The organism is Gracilibacillus timonensis, assembly GCF_900086715.1.
GTDB classification, from domain to species: domain Bacteria; phylum Bacillota; class Bacilli; order Bacillales; family Amphibacillaceae; genus Gracilibacillus; species Gracilibacillus timonensis.
The window spans coordinates 286298-302663 of the sequence record NZ_FLKH01000010.1 but is presented as its reverse complement, the minus strand read 5'-3'; the positions used below and the strand labels follow the sequence as shown (position 1 = coordinate 302663).

19 protein-coding genes are annotated in these 16366 nt (G+C 42.0%); all 19 read left to right on the top strand.

Annotated features, from left to right (window positions below; translation table 11 throughout):
• Positions 1–15: 15 nt before the first annotated feature.
• Complete coding sequence (locus BN6556_RS05395; protein WP_066188118.1) at positions 16–360, top strand: hypothetical protein; 345 nt, start codon at positions 16–18, stop codon at positions 358–360.
• A gap of 144 nt (positions 361–504) precedes the next feature.
• On the top strand, positions 505–1113 hold the full coding sequence (locus tag BN6556_RS05390) for a thymidine kinase (RefSeq protein WP_066188117.1): 609 nt from the start codon (positions 505–507) through the stop codon (positions 1111–1113).
• A gap of 68 nt (positions 1114–1181) precedes the next feature.
• Complete coding sequence (gene prfA, locus BN6556_RS05385) at positions 1182–2252, top strand: peptide chain release factor 1 (RefSeq protein WP_066188116.1); 1071 nt, start codon at positions 1182–1184, stop codon at positions 2250–2252.
• 2 nt (positions 2253–2254) lie between these two features.
• Positions 2255–3109 carry a peptide chain release factor N(5)-glutamine methyltransferase gene (prmC, locus tag BN6556_RS05380; RefSeq protein ID WP_066189010.1) on the top strand — a complete coding sequence of 285 codons (855 nt, stop codon included), beginning with the start codon at positions 2255–2257 and terminating at the stop codon, positions 3107–3109.
• 166 nt (positions 3110–3275) lie between these two features.
• On the top strand, positions 3276–3854 hold the full coding sequence (spoIIR, locus tag BN6556_RS05375) for a stage II sporulation protein R (RefSeq protein ID WP_066188114.1): 579 nt from the start codon (positions 3276–3278) through the stop codon (positions 3852–3854).
• A gap of 63 nt (positions 3855–3917) precedes the next feature.
• Entirely contained in the window at positions 3918–4346 is a 429-nt protein-coding gene (locus BN6556_RS05370; protein WP_066188112.1) for a hypothetical protein, read from the top strand.
• 279 nt (positions 4347–4625) lie between these two features.
• Positions 4626–5660, top strand: coding sequence for an L-threonylcarbamoyladenylate synthase (locus tag BN6556_RS05365; RefSeq protein WP_235817455.1), 1035 nt, complete (start codon positions 4626–4628; stop codon positions 5658–5660).
• Positions 5661–5680: 20 nt separating this feature from the next.
• A complete protein-coding gene (locus BN6556_RS05360) occupies positions 5681–6268 on the top strand; it encodes a manganese efflux pump MntP (protein ID WP_066188110.1) in 588 nt (195 codons plus the stop codon).
• An 82-nt stretch (positions 6269–6350) separates the two neighbouring features.
• Positions 6351–6911, top strand: coding sequence for a low molecular weight protein arginine phosphatase (locus BN6556_RS05355; RefSeq protein WP_066188108.1), 561 nt, complete (start codon positions 6351–6353; stop codon positions 6909–6911).
• Between the two features lie 26 nt (positions 6912–6937).
• Entirely contained in the window at positions 6938–8239 is a 1302-nt protein-coding gene (locus tag BN6556_RS05350) for a methyl-accepting chemotaxis protein (protein ID WP_066188106.1), read from the top strand.
• A gap of 154 nt (positions 8240–8393) precedes the next feature.
• Positions 8394–8834, top strand: a complete 441-nt coding sequence (gene rpiB, locus BN6556_RS05345; RefSeq protein ID WP_066188105.1) for a ribose 5-phosphate isomerase B — start codon at positions 8394–8396, stop codon at positions 8832–8834.
• A gap of 76 nt (positions 8835–8910) precedes the next feature.
• Positions 8911–9462 (top strand): TIGR01440 family protein, encoded by a 552-nt coding sequence (locus BN6556_RS05340; protein ID WP_066188104.1) that lies wholly within the window; start codon positions 8911–8913, stop codon positions 9460–9462.
• Between the two features lie 171 nt (positions 9463–9633).
• Complete coding sequence (locus tag BN6556_RS05335) at positions 9634–10869, top strand: serine hydroxymethyltransferase (RefSeq protein ID WP_066188102.1); 1236 nt, start codon at positions 9634–9636, stop codon at positions 10867–10869.
• Between the two features lie 154 nt (positions 10870–11023).
• Positions 11024–11653, top strand: coding sequence for a uracil phosphoribosyltransferase (upp, locus tag BN6556_RS05330; protein WP_066188098.1), 630 nt, complete (start codon positions 11024–11026; stop codon positions 11651–11653).
• Between the two features lie 664 nt (positions 11654–12317).
• On the top strand, positions 12318–14384 hold the full coding sequence (locus BN6556_RS05325) for a S8 family serine peptidase (RefSeq protein WP_066188096.1): 2067 nt from the start codon (positions 12318–12320) through the stop codon (positions 14382–14384).
• 346 nt (positions 14385–14730) lie between these two features.
• Positions 14731–14952 (top strand): AtpZ/AtpI family protein, encoded by a 222-nt coding sequence (locus BN6556_RS05320; protein WP_066188094.1) that lies wholly within the window; start codon positions 14731–14733, stop codon positions 14950–14952.
• A 3-nt stretch (positions 14953–14955) separates the two neighbouring features.
• A complete protein-coding gene (locus BN6556_RS05315) occupies positions 14956–15336 on the top strand; it encodes an ATP synthase subunit I (RefSeq protein WP_066189005.1) in 381 nt (126 codons plus the stop codon).
• A gap of 10 nt (positions 15337–15346) precedes the next feature.
• Positions 15347–16072: a F0F1 ATP synthase subunit A gene (gene atpB / locus BN6556_RS05310; protein WP_066189002.1), complete on the top strand. Its 726-nt coding sequence runs from the start codon at positions 15347–15349 to the stop codon at positions 16070–16072.
• Between the two features lie 48 nt (positions 16073–16120).
• Positions 16121–16327 carry a F0F1 ATP synthase subunit C gene (gene atpE / locus BN6556_RS05305; RefSeq protein WP_066188092.1) on the top strand — a complete coding sequence of 69 codons (207 nt, stop codon included), beginning with the start codon at positions 16121–16123 and terminating at the stop codon, positions 16325–16327.
• Positions 16328–16366: the final 39 nt, after the last annotated feature.

The window sequence follows — 16366 nt, the reverse complement described above, 5'->3', positions numbered from 1 at the left end:
GGAGTAAGCGCCGAAATGGGCGTCATCACGAAAATGACGGCCAAAATCCGAGGAGCAAGCGTCGAAATGGGCGTCATACCGAAAATGACGGCCAAAATCCGAGGGGGAAGCGCTGAAATGGGCGTCATACCGGAAATGACGGCCAAAATCCGAGGAGCAAGCGTCGAAATGGGCGTCATCACGGAAATGACGGCCAAAATCCGAGGGGGAAGCGCTGAAATGGGCGTCATACCGGAAATGACGGCCAAAATCCGAGGAGCAAGCGTCGAAATGGACGTCATCACGGAAATGACGGCCAAAATCCGAGGAAAAAACAAAAAACCGTCCGTCATTCACATGCCATGGCAGGAAAATGATTGACGATGTTCTTATTCGAATTCTTTTTTCTCAATCAAGAGTGTACTCGGTAACGATGCAACTCACACAACAGAAGAAGAAATCTACATATTCCATGATCATTCGTGGTAAAATGAGAGGGTATGAACGTTGGAGGGAGTATGAAACATGCATATTATGAAAAAGGCTGGTTGGATCGAATTAATATGCGGGGGTATGTTTTCGGGAAAATCAGAGGAATTGATCCGCAGAGTACATCGCGCTACATATGGTAACCTAAGTGTGGCTGTCTATAAACCCCAATGGGAAGATCGTTACAGTGATGAATGCGTAGTCTCACATAGCGGTATTGAGGTAATTGCCAAACCAATTCAAAAGCCATTGGATATCTTAATGGATGTAGCAAAAAAAGTTGACATGATTGCGATCGATGAGGTGCAATTTCTAGATGATGAGATTGTACCGGTTGTTTCCGAACTGGCTGATCGAGGATACCAAGTGGTACTCGCTGGATTAGATACAGATTTTCGTGGAGAGCCTTTTGGCCCGATGCCGAAGCTATTAGCCATTAGTGAATTTGTGACGAAATTAAACGCTGTCTGTCCGATATGCGGATCTCCCGCTAGCAGAACGCAGCGTCTCATTGATGGACGTCCAGCTTCCTATGATGATCCGGTTTTTTTGCTAGGTGCTACCGAGAATTACGAACCAAGATGTCGCCACCATCATGAGGTGCCGAACCATCCTAAGGAGAAATTGAAAACACATTACCGGTAGTTTTTGACGGCTTCCTGTAAATTCTATATACTATTTATATAGGCGAATCGGAGAAAGAGGTGAGATACGTGTTAGATCGTTTAGCATCGCTAGAAGCACGTTATGATAAATTAAATGAATTATTGAGTGATCCAGAGGTAATTAATGATACGAAAAAATTAAGGGAATACTCAAAAGAACAATCCGATCTTCAAGAGGTAACTACAACGTATCGAGAATATAAAGAGGTAACCCAACAATTGAGTGAAGCCAAAGAAATGTTGGAAGAGGATCTGGATGATGAAATGCGGGAAATGGCTAAGGTCGAGATTAATGAATTATCTAAGCATCAACAGGAATTAGAAGAACAGATGCGCATTTTACTGCTTCCTAAAGACCCCAATGATGATAAGAACGTTATTATGGAGGTTCGCGGAGCTGCAGGTGGTGATGAGGCTGCTTTATTTGCGGGAGACCTATTCCGCATGTATTCCCGCTATGCGGAAGCGCAAGGCTGGAAGATGGATGTCATGGATTCCAATACAACAGGAGTTGGTGGTTTTAAAGAGGTTGTTTTTATGATTAATGGAAAAGGCGCTTACTCCAAACTGAAATACGAAAACGGTGCTCATCGTGTGCAGCGTGTACCAGAAACCGAATCAGGCGGACGTATTCATACCTCCACTGCCACGGTTGTTGTTATGCCGGAAGCTGAAGAAGTGGAAGTAGATGTACATGAAAAAGATATCCGTGTGGACACGTTTGCCTCCAGCGGCCCTGGTGGACAATCGGTTAATACAACGATGTCAGCGGTGCGTTTGACGCATGTACCTACAGGAATTGTTGTTTCCATTCAAGATGAAAAATCACAGATAAAAAACAAGGAAAAGGCAATGAAGGTATTGCGTGCTCGTATTTATGACAAATTTCAACAAGAGGCACAGGCAGAATACGACCAGACGCGTAAATCAGCGGTTGGTTCAGGCGACCGCTCGGAACGTATTCGGACGTATAACTTTCCGCAAAATCGTGTGACTGATCACCGTATTGGTTTAACGATTCAGAAGCTGGATCAGATTTTGGAAGGAAAACTGGATGAAGTGATCGAAGCCTTAGTTATTGAGGAACAAGCGAAAAAAATGGAAGAAATCGGTGAATGATAATGGTGAAAACAATTCACGAGGCCCTGAATAGGGCTTCTTCTTTTTTAGAGGAGTCTGAATGTGAGACCAAGGTAGCTGAGATCCTTTTGTTAGACCAATTACAATGGACAAAGACAGAATTGATCACTCGTTTAAGAGATCCAATTGCAGCGCAAACTTATCAACAATTTATGCACAAAGTGGAACAACATGCTAGGACAAAAGTGCCTGTACAGCATTTAACGGGAAAAGAAACTTTTTTTGGCAGAGAATTTTACGTGAGTTCCGATGTGCTGATCCCCCGTCCAGAGACGGAAGAACTAGTGCAACAAGTCTTGCAGCAAGTGGAGTATCCTTCTTTTACTTGTGTGGATGTTGGGACTGGAAGTGGTGTGATTGCGATCACCCTAGCAAAGGAGTGGGCGCAAGAACGACAAGCAGACTTACTGGCTGTGGATATATCGGATAAGGCACTACAAATCGCAAAGAGGAATGCAACGTTATTAAAGGCACCTGTGTGCTTCTACCAAGGAGATTTTTTAAAACCGCTTATAGAACAAGATATAAAAATAGATATATTGGTTTCCAATCCTCCCTATATTTCCTATCAGGAGAAAGAAGAGCTGACAGAAACCGTTCGTCACTTCGACCCTGAGCTGGCCCTTTTTGCTGAAAACAACGGCTTATATGCCTATCAAAAAATTATCCAGCAGGCAGCTTATGTGATGAATCCAAACGGCTGGCTCTTCTTTGAGATTGGTTATACCCAAGCACAGTCGGTGACAACCCTTATTCAAACCAAATTTCCTATGAGTAAGGTGACCGTCTTGCAAGATATCAATGGAAAAGACCGTATCATTCAAGCAAGACTATAAAGGGAAGAAACGTTACGATATGCCAAGGTGAAGGCTAACGATAGCACTACAATGGAATGTGCAGCTAGAATCAGAGAGGAACTTCCATAAAATAATAGATAGCAAGTTTAAAAGTTTTCGATATTGTCCACAATGGGGATAACAAACGATCCACAGGGGGATAATCATGCGAAAACTTATTTTATTTACTGTACTTATTGGCTTAATCATTGGTTTTTTTCCACAAAAGGTAGCAAGTGAACAAAGTGGTCCACAGGTCATTCCAGATGAGGCGATTCGTTTACGTATTCTAGCTAACAGTGATTCAGATGAGGACCAGGCGTTAAAACATCAGGTGCGCGATGCGGTAAACGAGGAAGTAACCAAGTGGGTAGCAGATATTCGTAATATAGAAGAGGCGAGAGAACTAATTAATGAACGAATTGATGATATTGATCAGATAGTGGCAGAAACGGTCGGCAATGAAGATTATCAGGTAGATTACCGTGAGGATGTTGCCTTTCCTGTCAAACTTTATGGCGACTATCTTTATCCAGCTGGTGAGTATGAAGCGATTCTTATTACACTCGGTGAGGCAGAAGGATCCAACTGGTGGTGTGTCGTGTTCCCACCTTTGTGCTTTTTAGACTTTTCTTTCGGTACCACGGTAGAGGATGATGAGGGTCAGGAGAAAGAACCAGAAGTAACGGAAACGTCAGAAGAGGAAGTGGAATATACTTTTTTCTTTTTAAAATGGTTTCAGTAATCATATATCTATCATTTTTCACATAGATTAACACTAATAGAAAAATGATAGAGGTGAATTGAAATGGAGCTAAAAGCAACCAAATATTTAGATGATCAGGAATTCCAGGCTTTTTTTGATGAGACAATGCCAGGGGTAGAACAGGTGCAGCATAAAGAACATGGCTATTTTCTTTATGATCACGATCTGCCCATCGCCTTTTTTACATTGATAGAGATGGAGGATCAGGTTTGTTGGCTGCGTAGCTTACTGATCAAACGTCAAGCCCATATTTTGCTGCCAGTCAGTTTAATTCAGTCTGCGGAACAATTAGCAGCAAATCGTCAAGCGTCCCATTTAGTTACCCACAGCACCAGTCAAATACTTGATGAGTTATTCACACAATTGGGTTATAAACCGTCAAATCAGGCATTAGATCAATCTATAGAAGCAAATTGGTGGATAACTTCACTGGAAAATGTGGATAAAACAAGCAGTTATACACAAAGTTAGGCTTAGCTGTGCATGGATATGTGTATAAATAGAATGTATCAAACTAGTAACAAAAAAGCGTTAGTGAAAGTGTGGATAAGTAAGGTATTTATGCACAAGTTACAAGTAACTTGTGCATAAATTTGTGGATAAGTTATCTTGCTTGCACATTTGTGTGAGCCCGTTCATAATAAAGCGAGACGATCATTAGTCAAGGCTTGCTATGCATCCTAATAGATAAACATTTTAATACCTGTTATGCCTGCTGTTAAACGGCAGCAGGGGGTAACAAATAGTGCAATGAATAGATCGAGGGATAATATGAAAACAGAAAGATTAACTGCAGCTAGCGACACACTAGCAGAAGCAGCAGCTTATATACAACAACAGGAAGTCGTAGCCTTTCCTACCGAGACAGTGTATGGACTAGGGGCAGATGCCACAAGTGAAGCAGCTGTGGCCAAGATTTTTGAGGCGAAGGGACGCCCAGCGGATAACCCGTTGATTGTGCATGTTCATGAACCAGGACAGATCAAGTACTACACGGAGACGATACCTGTAATGGCACAACAACTGATTGATCAATTTATGCCTGGTCCTTTTACCATTATCCTGAAAAGTAATGGAAAGGTAGCACCAACCGTATCGGCCGGTTTGGATACTGTGGCAATCCGTGTACCGCAACATCCGGTAGCACAGGCCTTAATACAGACTGCTAATTTACCGCTAGCCGCGCCGAGTGCTAATGTTTCTGGTAAACCAAGTCCTACTACTGCGGATCATGTTTATCAAGATTTGTGTGGCAGGATCCCTTGTATTCTGGATGGGGGGGCGACAGGAGTTGGCTTGGAGTCAACGGTTGTCGATGCGACAGGAGAGGTACCTGTCATTTTGCGTCCAGGAGGCATTACGAAACAAGCAATCGAAGCGGTTATTGGTGAGGTGAAGTTGACCAAGTCATTAGCGGCAGAAGCTCAACCGAAATCACCTGGTATGAAATATAATCATTATGAACCAGAAGCCCCTTTATATTTAATAGAAGGAGAAGCGGCTTTCTTTCAACAACAAATTATCCATTTTCAGCAAGCTGGTAAGAAAGTTGGGGTCATGGCCACGACCCCGTTGATGACGAAACTTACAGCGGATGAAGCTTTCACGATGGGAGAACAGGATAATTTGAAAGAGGTGGCAGCAAACCTTTATACAGGTTTGCGCTATTTTAATCATAAAACGGTCGATGTTATTTTATCTGAGTGTTTTCCTGCTCAAGGAATGGGAGCAGCCATTATGAACAGGCTTGACAAAGCAGCAACCGATCGAATCCAACACATATAATCCACTCCCCCTGCATAGAAATGGGACAAGAAGTAGTCGTGTTTGTCCATTTTTGTACAGGGGGTTTTTATGTGGGAGAATTGTTGTCGATTAGCTGTATTGCGCTTGCCTTATCAATGGATGCCTTCTCCGTAGGACTAGCTATTGGCATGCAAGAGATTAGATTAAAGCGCATTGCCTATATTGGATTTATCGTTGGTTTGTTTCATGTGATGATGCCATTTGCGGGTCTCAGTTTAGGTTCCATTCTATCTGATAAAATAGAAGGTATTGCTCATTTAGCGGCGGGATTATTGTTATGTGCGATTGGTTTGCAAATGATTTTGCAAACATGTTTAAAGCGAGAAACACCGATGCTCGCTCCAGCAGGGCTTGGTCTCTTGATTTTTGCCTTTACTGTCAGCCTGGATAGTTTTTCTATTGGTCTGTCCCTTGGCTTGTCTGGTGTAGTGACCTTATTGGCGCTTCTCTTATTTGGATTGTTTAGTATGGTCTTCACTTGGCTTGCCTTATTGATCGGTCGGAGGGCCCATCACTTATTGGGGGCTTATAGTGAGGTGGCAGGTGGCGTTATTCTTTTTTTCTTTGGTTTACAAGTCTGGTGGTAAGGCAACCCTTCTGATGTTGCGTATCATAAACGTACACGATATAGTAGATAAAGAAGTGAATGAATAAATGGAGGCAGCAAGAATGAAGATATTATTTGTTTGTACTGGAAATACATGCCGAAGCCCGATGGCTCAAGCCATTCTACAGGATAAGACAGAACACGATGTGCAATCTGCTGGTATTTTTGCTGGGGAAGGACAACCTGCCTCAGACGGAACACGTATGGTATTGGACGAGCATGGGATCGATTTTCGTCATTCTTCACAACCAGTTAATGAAGAAATGATCGCATCGGCAGATTTGGTCTTGGCTATGACGCAAGGTCATCGTGACATTCTTAAACAACAATACTTTCCCTTTGAGGAAAAAATCTTTACCTTAAAAGAATATGCAGATCCGCAGTTTCAAAAGGCGTGGGAACAGTTGAAGAAGGCCTATGCTGCATTAGAAGAGGCCAAGTTATCAAATGATGAACAGATAGAAGAAAAACAACAAAAAATTAATCAATTAGAGAAAATCGTGCAAAATATCGATATAGCTGACCCTTTTGGTGGTAATATCATGACTTATCAAAAAATTTATCAAGAAATCGATAATTATCTTGAATTATTGGTTAAAAAGATAGACAATAGAAGTAGATAAAAAGTCATGGTTCAGGAGGGGAAGGAATGGCAACACAACAAAAGAAAGGAATTAATTTGGGGATTAAGTTGGTCCTATTTACTACTACATTAGCAATTATTACATATTCCACAAGTGCATTTTTTATTTATGTGCTTCAGGAGAGGATTCAAGCATATATTGATATTCCCGAACTTGTATTTGTGTTAGTTACATTATTATTAGGGATTATTTGGTCTGGCATTCTGGCCTTTGTGGCAGCTGGTGTCATCACCAAACCGCTAAAACGCTTAAAAAACATTGCAACGAGAGTAGCAGAAGGGGATCTGAATCAAGATATCTCCTCACCGCGCACAACGGATGATGAAATTGGTGCTTTGACCATTGCCTTTCAGAAAATGGTGTATCATTTACGAGCTGTATTAGAAGAGATTAATCAGCATGCACAAACAACCTCTGCTTCTGTACAACAAATGAAAGAAGCAACTATGAAAACGAAGGAGCAAACCACGGCATTGGAAGATACGGTTGGGCAAATTTCTTCAGGTGCGGAAGAAACTTCAGAAGCCATTCAGCAAACAGCAGAGGCCGTAGAGAATTCCACAAGATTGGCTACACAGGTGGATCAGAAGGCAGAGGACTCCCAGGTCAAGTCCAATGAAATGGTAGCACAGCTTCAAGAATCAAAAGCAGTGATCAGTAAGTTGGTGGCGGGGATTAGCGGGTTGGCAGACAATCAAGAAGCGGCTCTTCAAGATGTCAATCAATTGTCGCAAAAGGCGAAAGAAGTAGAGAATGTCATTTCGATGGTTGGTGATATTAGTGAACAAACCAATTTACTAGCATTGAATGCCTCCATTGAAGCCTCAAGAGCGGGAGAAGAAGGAAAAGGATTTGCCGTGGTGGCGGAGGAAGTGCGTAAATTGGCAGATCAGAGTTCTGAGGCAGTCCAAACGATCTCTGCCTTGATTAAGACGATGCAACAGGATGTCAATGTAGTAGTCGATACGATCCGTCAGCATGTGGATGGCACACATGCCGAGGTGGAAAAAGGGGAACAAACAACGATCGTGATTGATCAAATGGCCACTTCTATCAATGAGGTAGTTTCTTCGATTCAAGCCATTTCGCAAATAGTGAATACACAATTACAGGAAATCGAAGCGACCCAAGCTAAGTCTGAGAATGTGGCGGCGATTGCTGAAGAAACGTCAGCTGGTGCCGAGGAGATGCATGCAACGATCACGGAACAGGCCGATTTTGCGGAACATTTAGAGGAGTTGGCAGTCACCCTGGATCGTCAGGCACAATATTTACAAGGGAAAATTAGTCAATTTAAACTGAATTAATATCGTTTTGCCTATGTTTCTGTTAGCCTTTTCAAACAGAAGGACGTTTTGTATTGAAATGTTGAAACAACCTCTAAAAAAGAAGTATTTTGTTGCTAAATATGATAAGATAGCCTATATAAAGGATATTAATTAGGCAAAGGAGCATTATAACATGAAGGTCATTTTAGCATCAGATCATGGAGGCATTCATTTGGCAAAAGAAATTGTCTCTTTATTAGAGGAGTTAGCCATCCCATATGAGGATATTGGTTGTCATTGTACTGACTCCGTAGATTATCCGGATTATGGCATACCTGCAGCCGAGCGTGTGGCGAGCGGGGAATTTGATCGGGCTATTTTAATTTGTGGGACGGGTATTGGTATGTCGATTGCTGCTAATAAGGTGAATGGGATTCGGGCAGCGCTTGTACATGACCTATTCAGTGCCAAAGCAACACGGGAGCACAATAATTCCAATGTATTGACAATGGGAGAGCGTGTCATAGGGGCAGGTCTTGCCCGTGAAATTGCCCGTACATGGTTAACCACTGAATTTCAAGGTGGACGTCATGCTAATCGCGTCGGCAAAGTAACAAGTTACGAAAATCAGTAATGTGGCAGTGCCTGACAAGAGGATAAAAAAACAAAGCGTTTCGATACATGTATGAAAAGGAGAAGAGGAACTATTCATGCAACTAGAACAATGGCAAACAGAAGTAAGAACGATGGTAGATGAATGGATATCACTCGATTTTCTAACAGCAGGTGATTTGTTTGTAATTGGCTGTTCTACCAGTGAGGTAGTTGGTGAGCATATTGGAACAGCAGGCAGTGAAGAAGTGGCAGCAATGCTGTATGATGCGTTCAAACATCTGCAGGATATAACAGGCGTTCACCTATGTTTTCAGTGCTGTGAGCACTTGAATCGCGCCGTCGTAGTTACAAAGCAGCTAGCACAGGAGCGGAACCTCACTCAAGTTTCTGTACAACCTGTTCGTCATGCTGGTGGATCAATGGCTGCCTATGCTTATCAACATTTGCCTGAAGCGGTAGTGGTAGAGGCCTTACAAGCAGATGCAGGAATAGATATTGGCGAGACAATGATTGGCATGCATTTAAAGCCGGTAGCCGTTCCGCTTCGTTTAACGCAACGTTATGTCGGTCAAGCACGAACAACCCATGCTCGCACAAGACCGAAGTTAATCGGCGGACCGAGGGCGGTTTATCCGGTCTCTCCATGAACTGCTTTATGATAGATGGATCTTTATTTACGAATAAAGGTGCATCTTTTCTTTTTAACATTCGTAAAAAGTGCTAGAATTTTCTTCAAAATCATGTTATTTTAGAATAAGTTGCACGAAATAACGAATGGTTTACACACTATCAATAATGAATACAGGGGGAAATCATCCATGGAGCACTTGAAAAATTTTGATCCAGAGATCTATCAATCGGTAGAGTTAGAACGTAAACGTCAGCATGATAAAATCGAGTTAATTGCCTCAGAAAACTTTGTTTCTCAAGCAGTAATGGAAGCGCAGGGTTCTGTATTAACCAATAAATACGCAGAAGGATACCCAGGTCGACGTTATTATGGCGGTTGTGAATACGTGGATGTGGCGGAAGATTTGGCACGTGATCGAGCAAAAGAAATCTTTGGTGCAGAATATGTCAATGTGCAGCCACATTCTGGGGCACAAGCAAATATGGCTGTTTATTTCACAGTGTTGGATCCAGGTGATACAGTGCTTGGAATGAATTTGAATCACGGCGGCCACTTGACACATGGTAGTCCAGTTAATTTCAGTGGTAAGTTATTCCATTTTGTCGATTATGGAGTAGATAAGGATTCCGAGAGAATAGATTATAACCAAGTGCTAGCAAAGGCAAAAGAAGTAAAACCAAAATTGATCGTTGCTGGTGCAAGTGCTTATTCACGTGAAATAGACTTCAAGAAATTTCGTGAAATTGCGGATGCTGTGGATGCCTATTTAATGGTAGACATGGCACATATTGCAGGTCTAGTTGCGGCAGGCTTACATCCAGACCCTGTACCGCATGCCCATTTTGTAACGACAACGACACACAAAACATTACGTGGCCCGCGCGGTGGTTTGATTTTGTGTAAAGAAGAGTATGGTCGTAAAATTGACAAAACCGTTTTTCCAGGAATGCAAGGCGGCCCATTAATGCATGTGATCGCAGCGAAAGCTGTGTCTTTCAAAGAAGCTCTATCACCGGATTTTAAAGTGTACGGTGAAAATATTATCAAAAATGCGAAGAAATTTGCGGAGGTACTGCAAGCAGAAGGTATTCGCATTGTTTCAGGTGGTACAGATAATCATTTATTATTATTAGATGTTCGTGATTTACAGCTAACAGGAAAAGAAGCCGAGGCAGCCTTGGACGAAGTGGGTATTACTACGAACAAAAATACGATTCCATTTGATCCAGAAAGCCCGTTTGTTACATCTGGTGTTCGTGTTGGTACTGCTGCTGTTACTACTCGTGGTTTTGCTGAAGCAGAAATGGAAGAAGTAGCAAAAATTATCGCCTTAACGCTAAAGAACCCTTCCGACGAAGCAACGTTAACGGAAGCTCGTGATCGAGTAAGTGCTCTAACGGCAAAATTCCCCTTATATCAATAAATAATAGCAGACTCGTCTTTTGGATGAGTCTGCTTTCGTCTGTGCACATGGATTATTAGGAAGGTGCTTGCATGACTGGTGTTTTTTCTGTACAATTTGAACGATGATTCGTTTGAATATCGACAAAATTTAATAGGGTAAAGGAGTTTTTCGCATGAGTAAGTTATTTGTTCTAGATCATCCATTAATCCAGCATAAATTAACGTATATTCGTAACAAAAATACGGGGACCAAGGAGTTCCGGGCCTTAGTTGATGAGGTTTCGACCTTAATGGCATTTGAGATTACTAGAGATCTTCCATTAGAAGAAACAACCATTCCAACCCCCGTCCAGGAAACAACATCACAAGTCATTAGTGGTAAAAAAATCGGTGTTATCCCCATTCTAAGAGCTGGTTTAGGGATGGTTGACGGCATTCTGAAATTAATTCCAGCGGCAAAAGTCGGACATGTTGGCTTATACCGAGATCCAGAAACATTAAAACCAGTTGAATATTATTTGAAATTACCAAGTGATATCGAAGAACGTGAATTAATTGTCGTAGATCCAATGCTTGCTACTGGCGGCTCAGCGAATGACGCGATCCACTCTTTGAAAAAACGTGGTGCTGTCAATATCAAATTGATGTGCCTGCTTGCCGCTCCTGAAGGGGTAGAGTTGGTGCAAAAAGAACATCCAGATGTCGATATATATTTAGGTGCATTAGATGAAAAACTAAACGAAAAAGGCTACATCGTGCCAGGTCTAGGCGATGCCGGTGATCGATTATTTGGAACGAAATAAATGAGGAGGCAGTTTTGTCGCAAAAGGCAGTTTATGCGAGACAAAGCTGCCTTTTTTATAGCTTAAAAAAGAATACCATCCTTGGTATAATAGGGTATGGAATGATCTGGACCTGGAACGAATCAGGCTGCAAATAAAAAAAGATAGCATTACTCAGCCATAATGGAAAAATAGATCTAACAGACACAAAACCGCCCAAACGCGAAATTTTGTCCGTAAGAATAAATCTCGCGGACTGTAGCGAGAAAATCTCGTTCCACAGTCCATAAGAATGAATCTCGCGGACTGAAGAGATTAAATCCCGTTCCACAGTCCATAAGAATGAATCTCGCGGACTGAAGAAAGCAAATCCTGCTCCACAGTCCATAAGAATGGATCTCGCGGACTGAAGAGATCAAATCCCGTTCTACAGTCCATAAGAATGAATCTTGCGGACTGAAGAGATCAAATCTCGTTCTACAGTCCATAAAAATGGATCTCGCGGACTGAAGAGATCAAATCTCGTTCTACAGTCCATAAGAATGGATCTCGCGGACTGAAGAGATCAAATCCCAACCATCAAAATCTTCCACTCAGACAGCTATAAGACGAAAAATAAGCATGGTGTACATATCTAACCAGGAAGTAACACATACTACTCCTATTTGAAAAAGGAGTGCTCACTATGTCGTTTTTACTATCACTAATGCTGTTCACTGGCTCTGAAGATTATTCATTAATTATCGAAGTAGAAAATGACCCTCATGATGCTGCAGAACAAATCGAAACATACTACCCTCAGATAGACATTCTCGCAGTGTACGATACGATATTTAATGGGGTGGCGATTAAAACCGATCAACGCAACCTAAAAAAGTTGGAGCGGCGATCTTTTATAAAAAAGAGCTATCCTGTTCAAACCTATCAAACACAAACGGTTACCAGCAATATAAACGAGAGCATTCCATTTTTAATCCCGGATGATCTTCCTTACAGTGGTAAAGGAGTGAAGGTTGGAGTAATTGACACAGGAATTGATTATAGCCATCCAGATTTGCAAAAGAATTATCAAGGGGGCTATGACCTTGTCGATTTAGACGACGATCCGATGGAAACAAAAGTGGAGGACGGTCTTCCAACAAATCACGGCAGTCATGTGGCAGGGATTATTGCGGCGGATGGAGAGATGCAAGGGGTTGCTCCAGATGCAGAGCTGTATGCCTACCGAGCGCTTGGCCCTGGGGGGACTGGATCCTCGATTCAAGTGATGGCTGCGATTGAACAAGCCGTCAAGGACGAAATGGATATTATTAACCTATCGCTTGGCAACTCCATTAATGGTCCTGACTGGCCGACCAGTGTAGCCGTTAACCGAGCAGTGGAGCAAGGGGTATCTGTTGTCATAGCGAATGGGAATACAGGTCCGGAACTATGGACGGTAGGCTCACCTGCAACGGCGGACCATGTAATTTCGGTAGGTGCCTCCACGCCAGAACTTCAGCAGCCTTATTTGTATGACCGTTTTCAAGATAAAACAATCGAATTAGCTCCTATGCAAGGATCGGCAGAATGGGAATTAGAGAAGGACCTTAAAGTAACTACCAATCAAAAACAGCTAAAGCATCATGACCGTATTTTAGTAGTCAAAAGAAGTGATGTTCCCTTTGCTAAACTGGCGTTGGAGGCAGAACGTCAAGGGGCGACGGCTTTATTAATTGCCAATAAAGAACCGGGCTTCTTTCAAGGGGCGGTTGAAGCGGAGGTTTCCATTCCAGTTGCCGCCATCTCACAGGAGGACGGAGAATGGCTGGAAAAGAACCAAGGTTATCTCCAGATAAAGCAGAATTCAGTTTCCGATACGATTACCGATTTTAGTTCCAGAGGACCAGTAACGGTAAACTGGGCGATTAAACCGGAGATTGTTGCCCCCGGGGCAAATATTCTTAGCACCGTGCCTGGTGGGTATCAAGCTTTGAGCGGAACTAGCATGGCCTCTCCACATGTAGCCGGCGTATTAGCCCTGATAAAAGAGGCACACCCGGATTGGACACCTGCTCAATTAAAAGCAGCCGTTTTAACCACTGCAAAACCCTTACCTGATTATCTGCCATTGGAACAAGGGGCAGGAAAGATAAACCCAAGGGCCGCTATTGAAACAGCTACATTGTTGGACCACTCTTTATTATCCTTTGGCAAAAAAACAGAACAGAGTGAACAAACAACGGAAACAATTACGGTGTATAATGTATCCAATCAAACCCAGCAATATGCTTTTCATCTGCCGAAACAAAAGCAGGCCATTCGCTTTCAATTACCCAAAAGTTTTACCCTTGAACCAAATGAGAGCAAGCAGATCAACATAAAAGCGACCATTAGACAGACTGGGAAGCCAGAGCCGATTAATCAAGGTTACTTATTTCTCAATGATCAGCCACTACCTTATATGTATGTCAGTAATAACGCCGATATCCCACAGGCAATGGGATTAGAGTTAGATATTATCCCTTTTGAGGACAGCTATCAATATCAGCTGTATTTAGTGGAAGCAGCCAATAAAGTAACCATCGATCTTTATGATCCGGTGACTTTCGCCTTTGTAACAACGGCGGCAGAAGTGAAAGACGCGCCACAGGGAGTGTTGGAAGGTGAAATCAACCAGACGGAGCTATTAGAACATGCCTATATTGCAAATGTCACGGTGGAAACAACAACGGGACAGACCTATCAATATCAAGCAAGCTGGGGAGAGTAACTCTCCCCAGTTCCATTATTTCGGTGGACGAAACAATTGTCACATTTCATTCAAAGAAGAAGAATGAACTTGTAAAAGAGAAGTTAATCTAGCATATTTCGAAAAAAAGAGCAAAAGAATCATTTATTTTGGGTTTTTGTCCTAAAATTCGATTGACAACAATGGGTCTCTATTGTATTCTAATCTAGTATGGATGATAAGGGTTTCAGCTTTGTGATAAAATATTTGCATAAGTTATGCGTTTGTTGCGTACATACATAAATAGTTACTTTTTAGCATGACAGCATGGTGTAACGTATCACTCTACCGTCCTTTAAACTTGTGCTTGATTAAATGAGGTGAGTAGATGTCACCACCTAAAGGGAAAATCTACAACGGTTTTGCAATTTATTCTGCAATTTTGTCACAGCTTGTTGGAGTACCGCTTTTGGGACTCTTCACAGGAAAGTATCTTGACAACCACTTATCAACCTCACCACTTTTTTTAATCATTGGACTTCTTTTAGGGTTAGGAGCCGGATTATATGGAACGATTCTTTACGTAAGAGACGTAACGGGAGACGAATAAATGATGAATCAATACAAACAGATGATAACCCGTCAGCGTAAATGGATGTTCTACCTTCTTGCATTATTTGTTCTTGGCTGGGGTTTTACACCTTATACAAGAATATTCCTCGGACTCCTTCTAGGAACAGCATTAAGCTTTTACAGCTTATGGACAATGCAACGGAAGATCGATCGTTTTGGACAGGCCGTTGCTCAAGAAAATCGAGCAACAGGAATCGGAACGTTCACCCGTTTAGCCACCGCCGCATTAGCCGTCATTATTGCTATGCGCTTTGAAGAACAATTCCATTTGATGTCCGTTATTTTGGGATTAATGACAACCTATGTTGTTATTATGATAGATTTTGCAATATCTACTTATAGAACTAGCAAAGGGAAGTGAGGTGAAGGAATTGGATCACGAATCACCGATGTTGAATGATGTATTTGGTATACCATGGCTGGATTTTGACTTATCAACATCACTTATGACGCTTATCTCTTCTATCATTGTGTTTATCATTTGTACCTTAGCAGCGAGAAACCTCAAGATGAAGCCTACTGGTTTTCAGAACTTCATGGAATGGATTGTCGATTTTGTTAAGGGGATTATTGGAGATACAATGGATTGGAAGACAGGGAAGGTCTTTCTCCCATTAGGGTTAACCTTACTTGTGTACATTTTTATCAGTAATATTCTAGGTGTTATTACCATGGGAGTATGGGGGCATACGTTGTGGTGGAAGTCACCTACCTCGGATGCAACACTTACATTATCGCTATCTGCGTTGGTCATTATTTTAACGCATTATTATGGGATAAAAACAAGAGGGGTTGGCGAATACCTGAAAGATTACATCCGCCCTGTACCATTTTTATTACCATTCAAAATTATTGAGGAATTTACAAATACCTTAACGCTAGGTCTGCGTCTTTTCGGTAATATCTTTGCTGGTGAAATTTTATTATCACTTATCACGAAAATGGCGATGATAGCTTTCCCGCTTACCACCATCGTCTCTATTGTACCGATGATGGCATGGCAAGGTTTCAGTTTATTTATTGGGGCTATCCAGGCATTTATTTTCACCATGTTAACAATGGTTTACATGTCTCATAAAGTGAGTTCAGACCATTAATATAATTTAATCTTTATTACTTATACATTTTAAAGGAGGAAACACACAATGGGAGCTTTAGCAGCTGCAATAGCAATTGGTTTGGCGGCACTTGGTGCTGGTTTAGGTAACGGTATGATCGTAAGTCGTACAGTAGAAGGGATTGCTCGTCAACCCGAATTAAGAGGTCCACTTCAAACGACAATGTTTATCGGGGTAGCGCTAGTAGAGGCGATTCCAATTTTCGCCGTAGTTATTGCCTTTATGGTAATGTAATTATTATTTAAATGAAGAATAGAATGGCGAAGTTCGTCT

Coding starts and splice junctions, on each gene's coding strand:
- BN6556_RS05395 (WP_066188118.1), top strand. CDS start 16: ATGGGCGTCATCACGAAAATGACGGCCAAAATCCGAGGAGCAAGCGTC.
- BN6556_RS05390 (WP_066188117.1), top strand. CDS start 505: ATGCATATTATGAAAAAGGCTGGTTGGATCGAATTAATATGCGGGGGT.
- prmC (WP_066189010.1), top strand. CDS start 2,255: ATGGTGAAAACAATTCACGAGGCCCTGAATAGGGCTTCTTCTTTTTTA.
- spoIIR (WP_066188114.1), top strand. CDS start 3,276: ATGCGAAAACTTATTTTATTTACTGTACTTATTGGCTTAATCATTGGT.
- BN6556_RS05370 (WP_066188112.1), top strand. CDS start 3,918: ATGGAGCTAAAAGCAACCAAATATTTAGATGATCAGGAATTCCAGGCT.
- BN6556_RS05365 (WP_235817455.1), top strand. CDS start 4,626: ATGAATAGATCGAGGGATAATATGAAAACAGAAAGATTAACTGCAGCT.
- BN6556_RS05360 (WP_066188110.1), top strand. CDS start 5,681: ATGGGACAAGAAGTAGTCGTGTTTGTCCATTTTTGTACAGGGGGTTTT.
- BN6556_RS05355 (WP_066188108.1), top strand. CDS start 6,351: ATGAAGATATTATTTGTTTGTACTGGAAATACATGCCGAAGCCCGATG.
- BN6556_RS05350 (WP_066188106.1), top strand. CDS start 6,938: ATGGCAACACAACAAAAGAAAGGAATTAATTTGGGGATTAAGTTGGTC.
- rpiB (WP_066188105.1), top strand. CDS start 8,394: ATGAAGGTCATTTTAGCATCAGATCATGGAGGCATTCATTTGGCAAAA.
- BN6556_RS05340 (WP_066188104.1), top strand. CDS start 8,911: ATGCAACTAGAACAATGGCAAACAGAAGTAAGAACGATGGTAGATGAA.
- BN6556_RS05335 (WP_066188102.1), top strand. CDS start 9,634: ATGGAGCACTTGAAAAATTTTGATCCAGAGATCTATCAATCGGTAGAG.
- upp (WP_066188098.1), top strand. CDS start 11,024: ATGAGTAAGTTATTTGTTCTAGATCATCCATTAATCCAGCATAAATTA.
- BN6556_RS05325 (WP_066188096.1), top strand. CDS start 12,318: ATGTCGTTTTTACTATCACTAATGCTGTTCACTGGCTCTGAAGATTAT.
- BN6556_RS05320 (WP_066188094.1), top strand. CDS start 14,731: ATGTCACCACCTAAAGGGAAAATCTACAACGGTTTTGCAATTTATTCT.
- BN6556_RS05315 (WP_066189005.1), top strand. CDS start 14,956: ATGAATCAATACAAACAGATGATAACCCGTCAGCGTAAATGGATGTTC.
- atpE (WP_066188092.1), top strand. CDS start 16,121: ATGGGAGCTTTAGCAGCTGCAATAGCAATTGGTTTGGCGGCACTTGGT.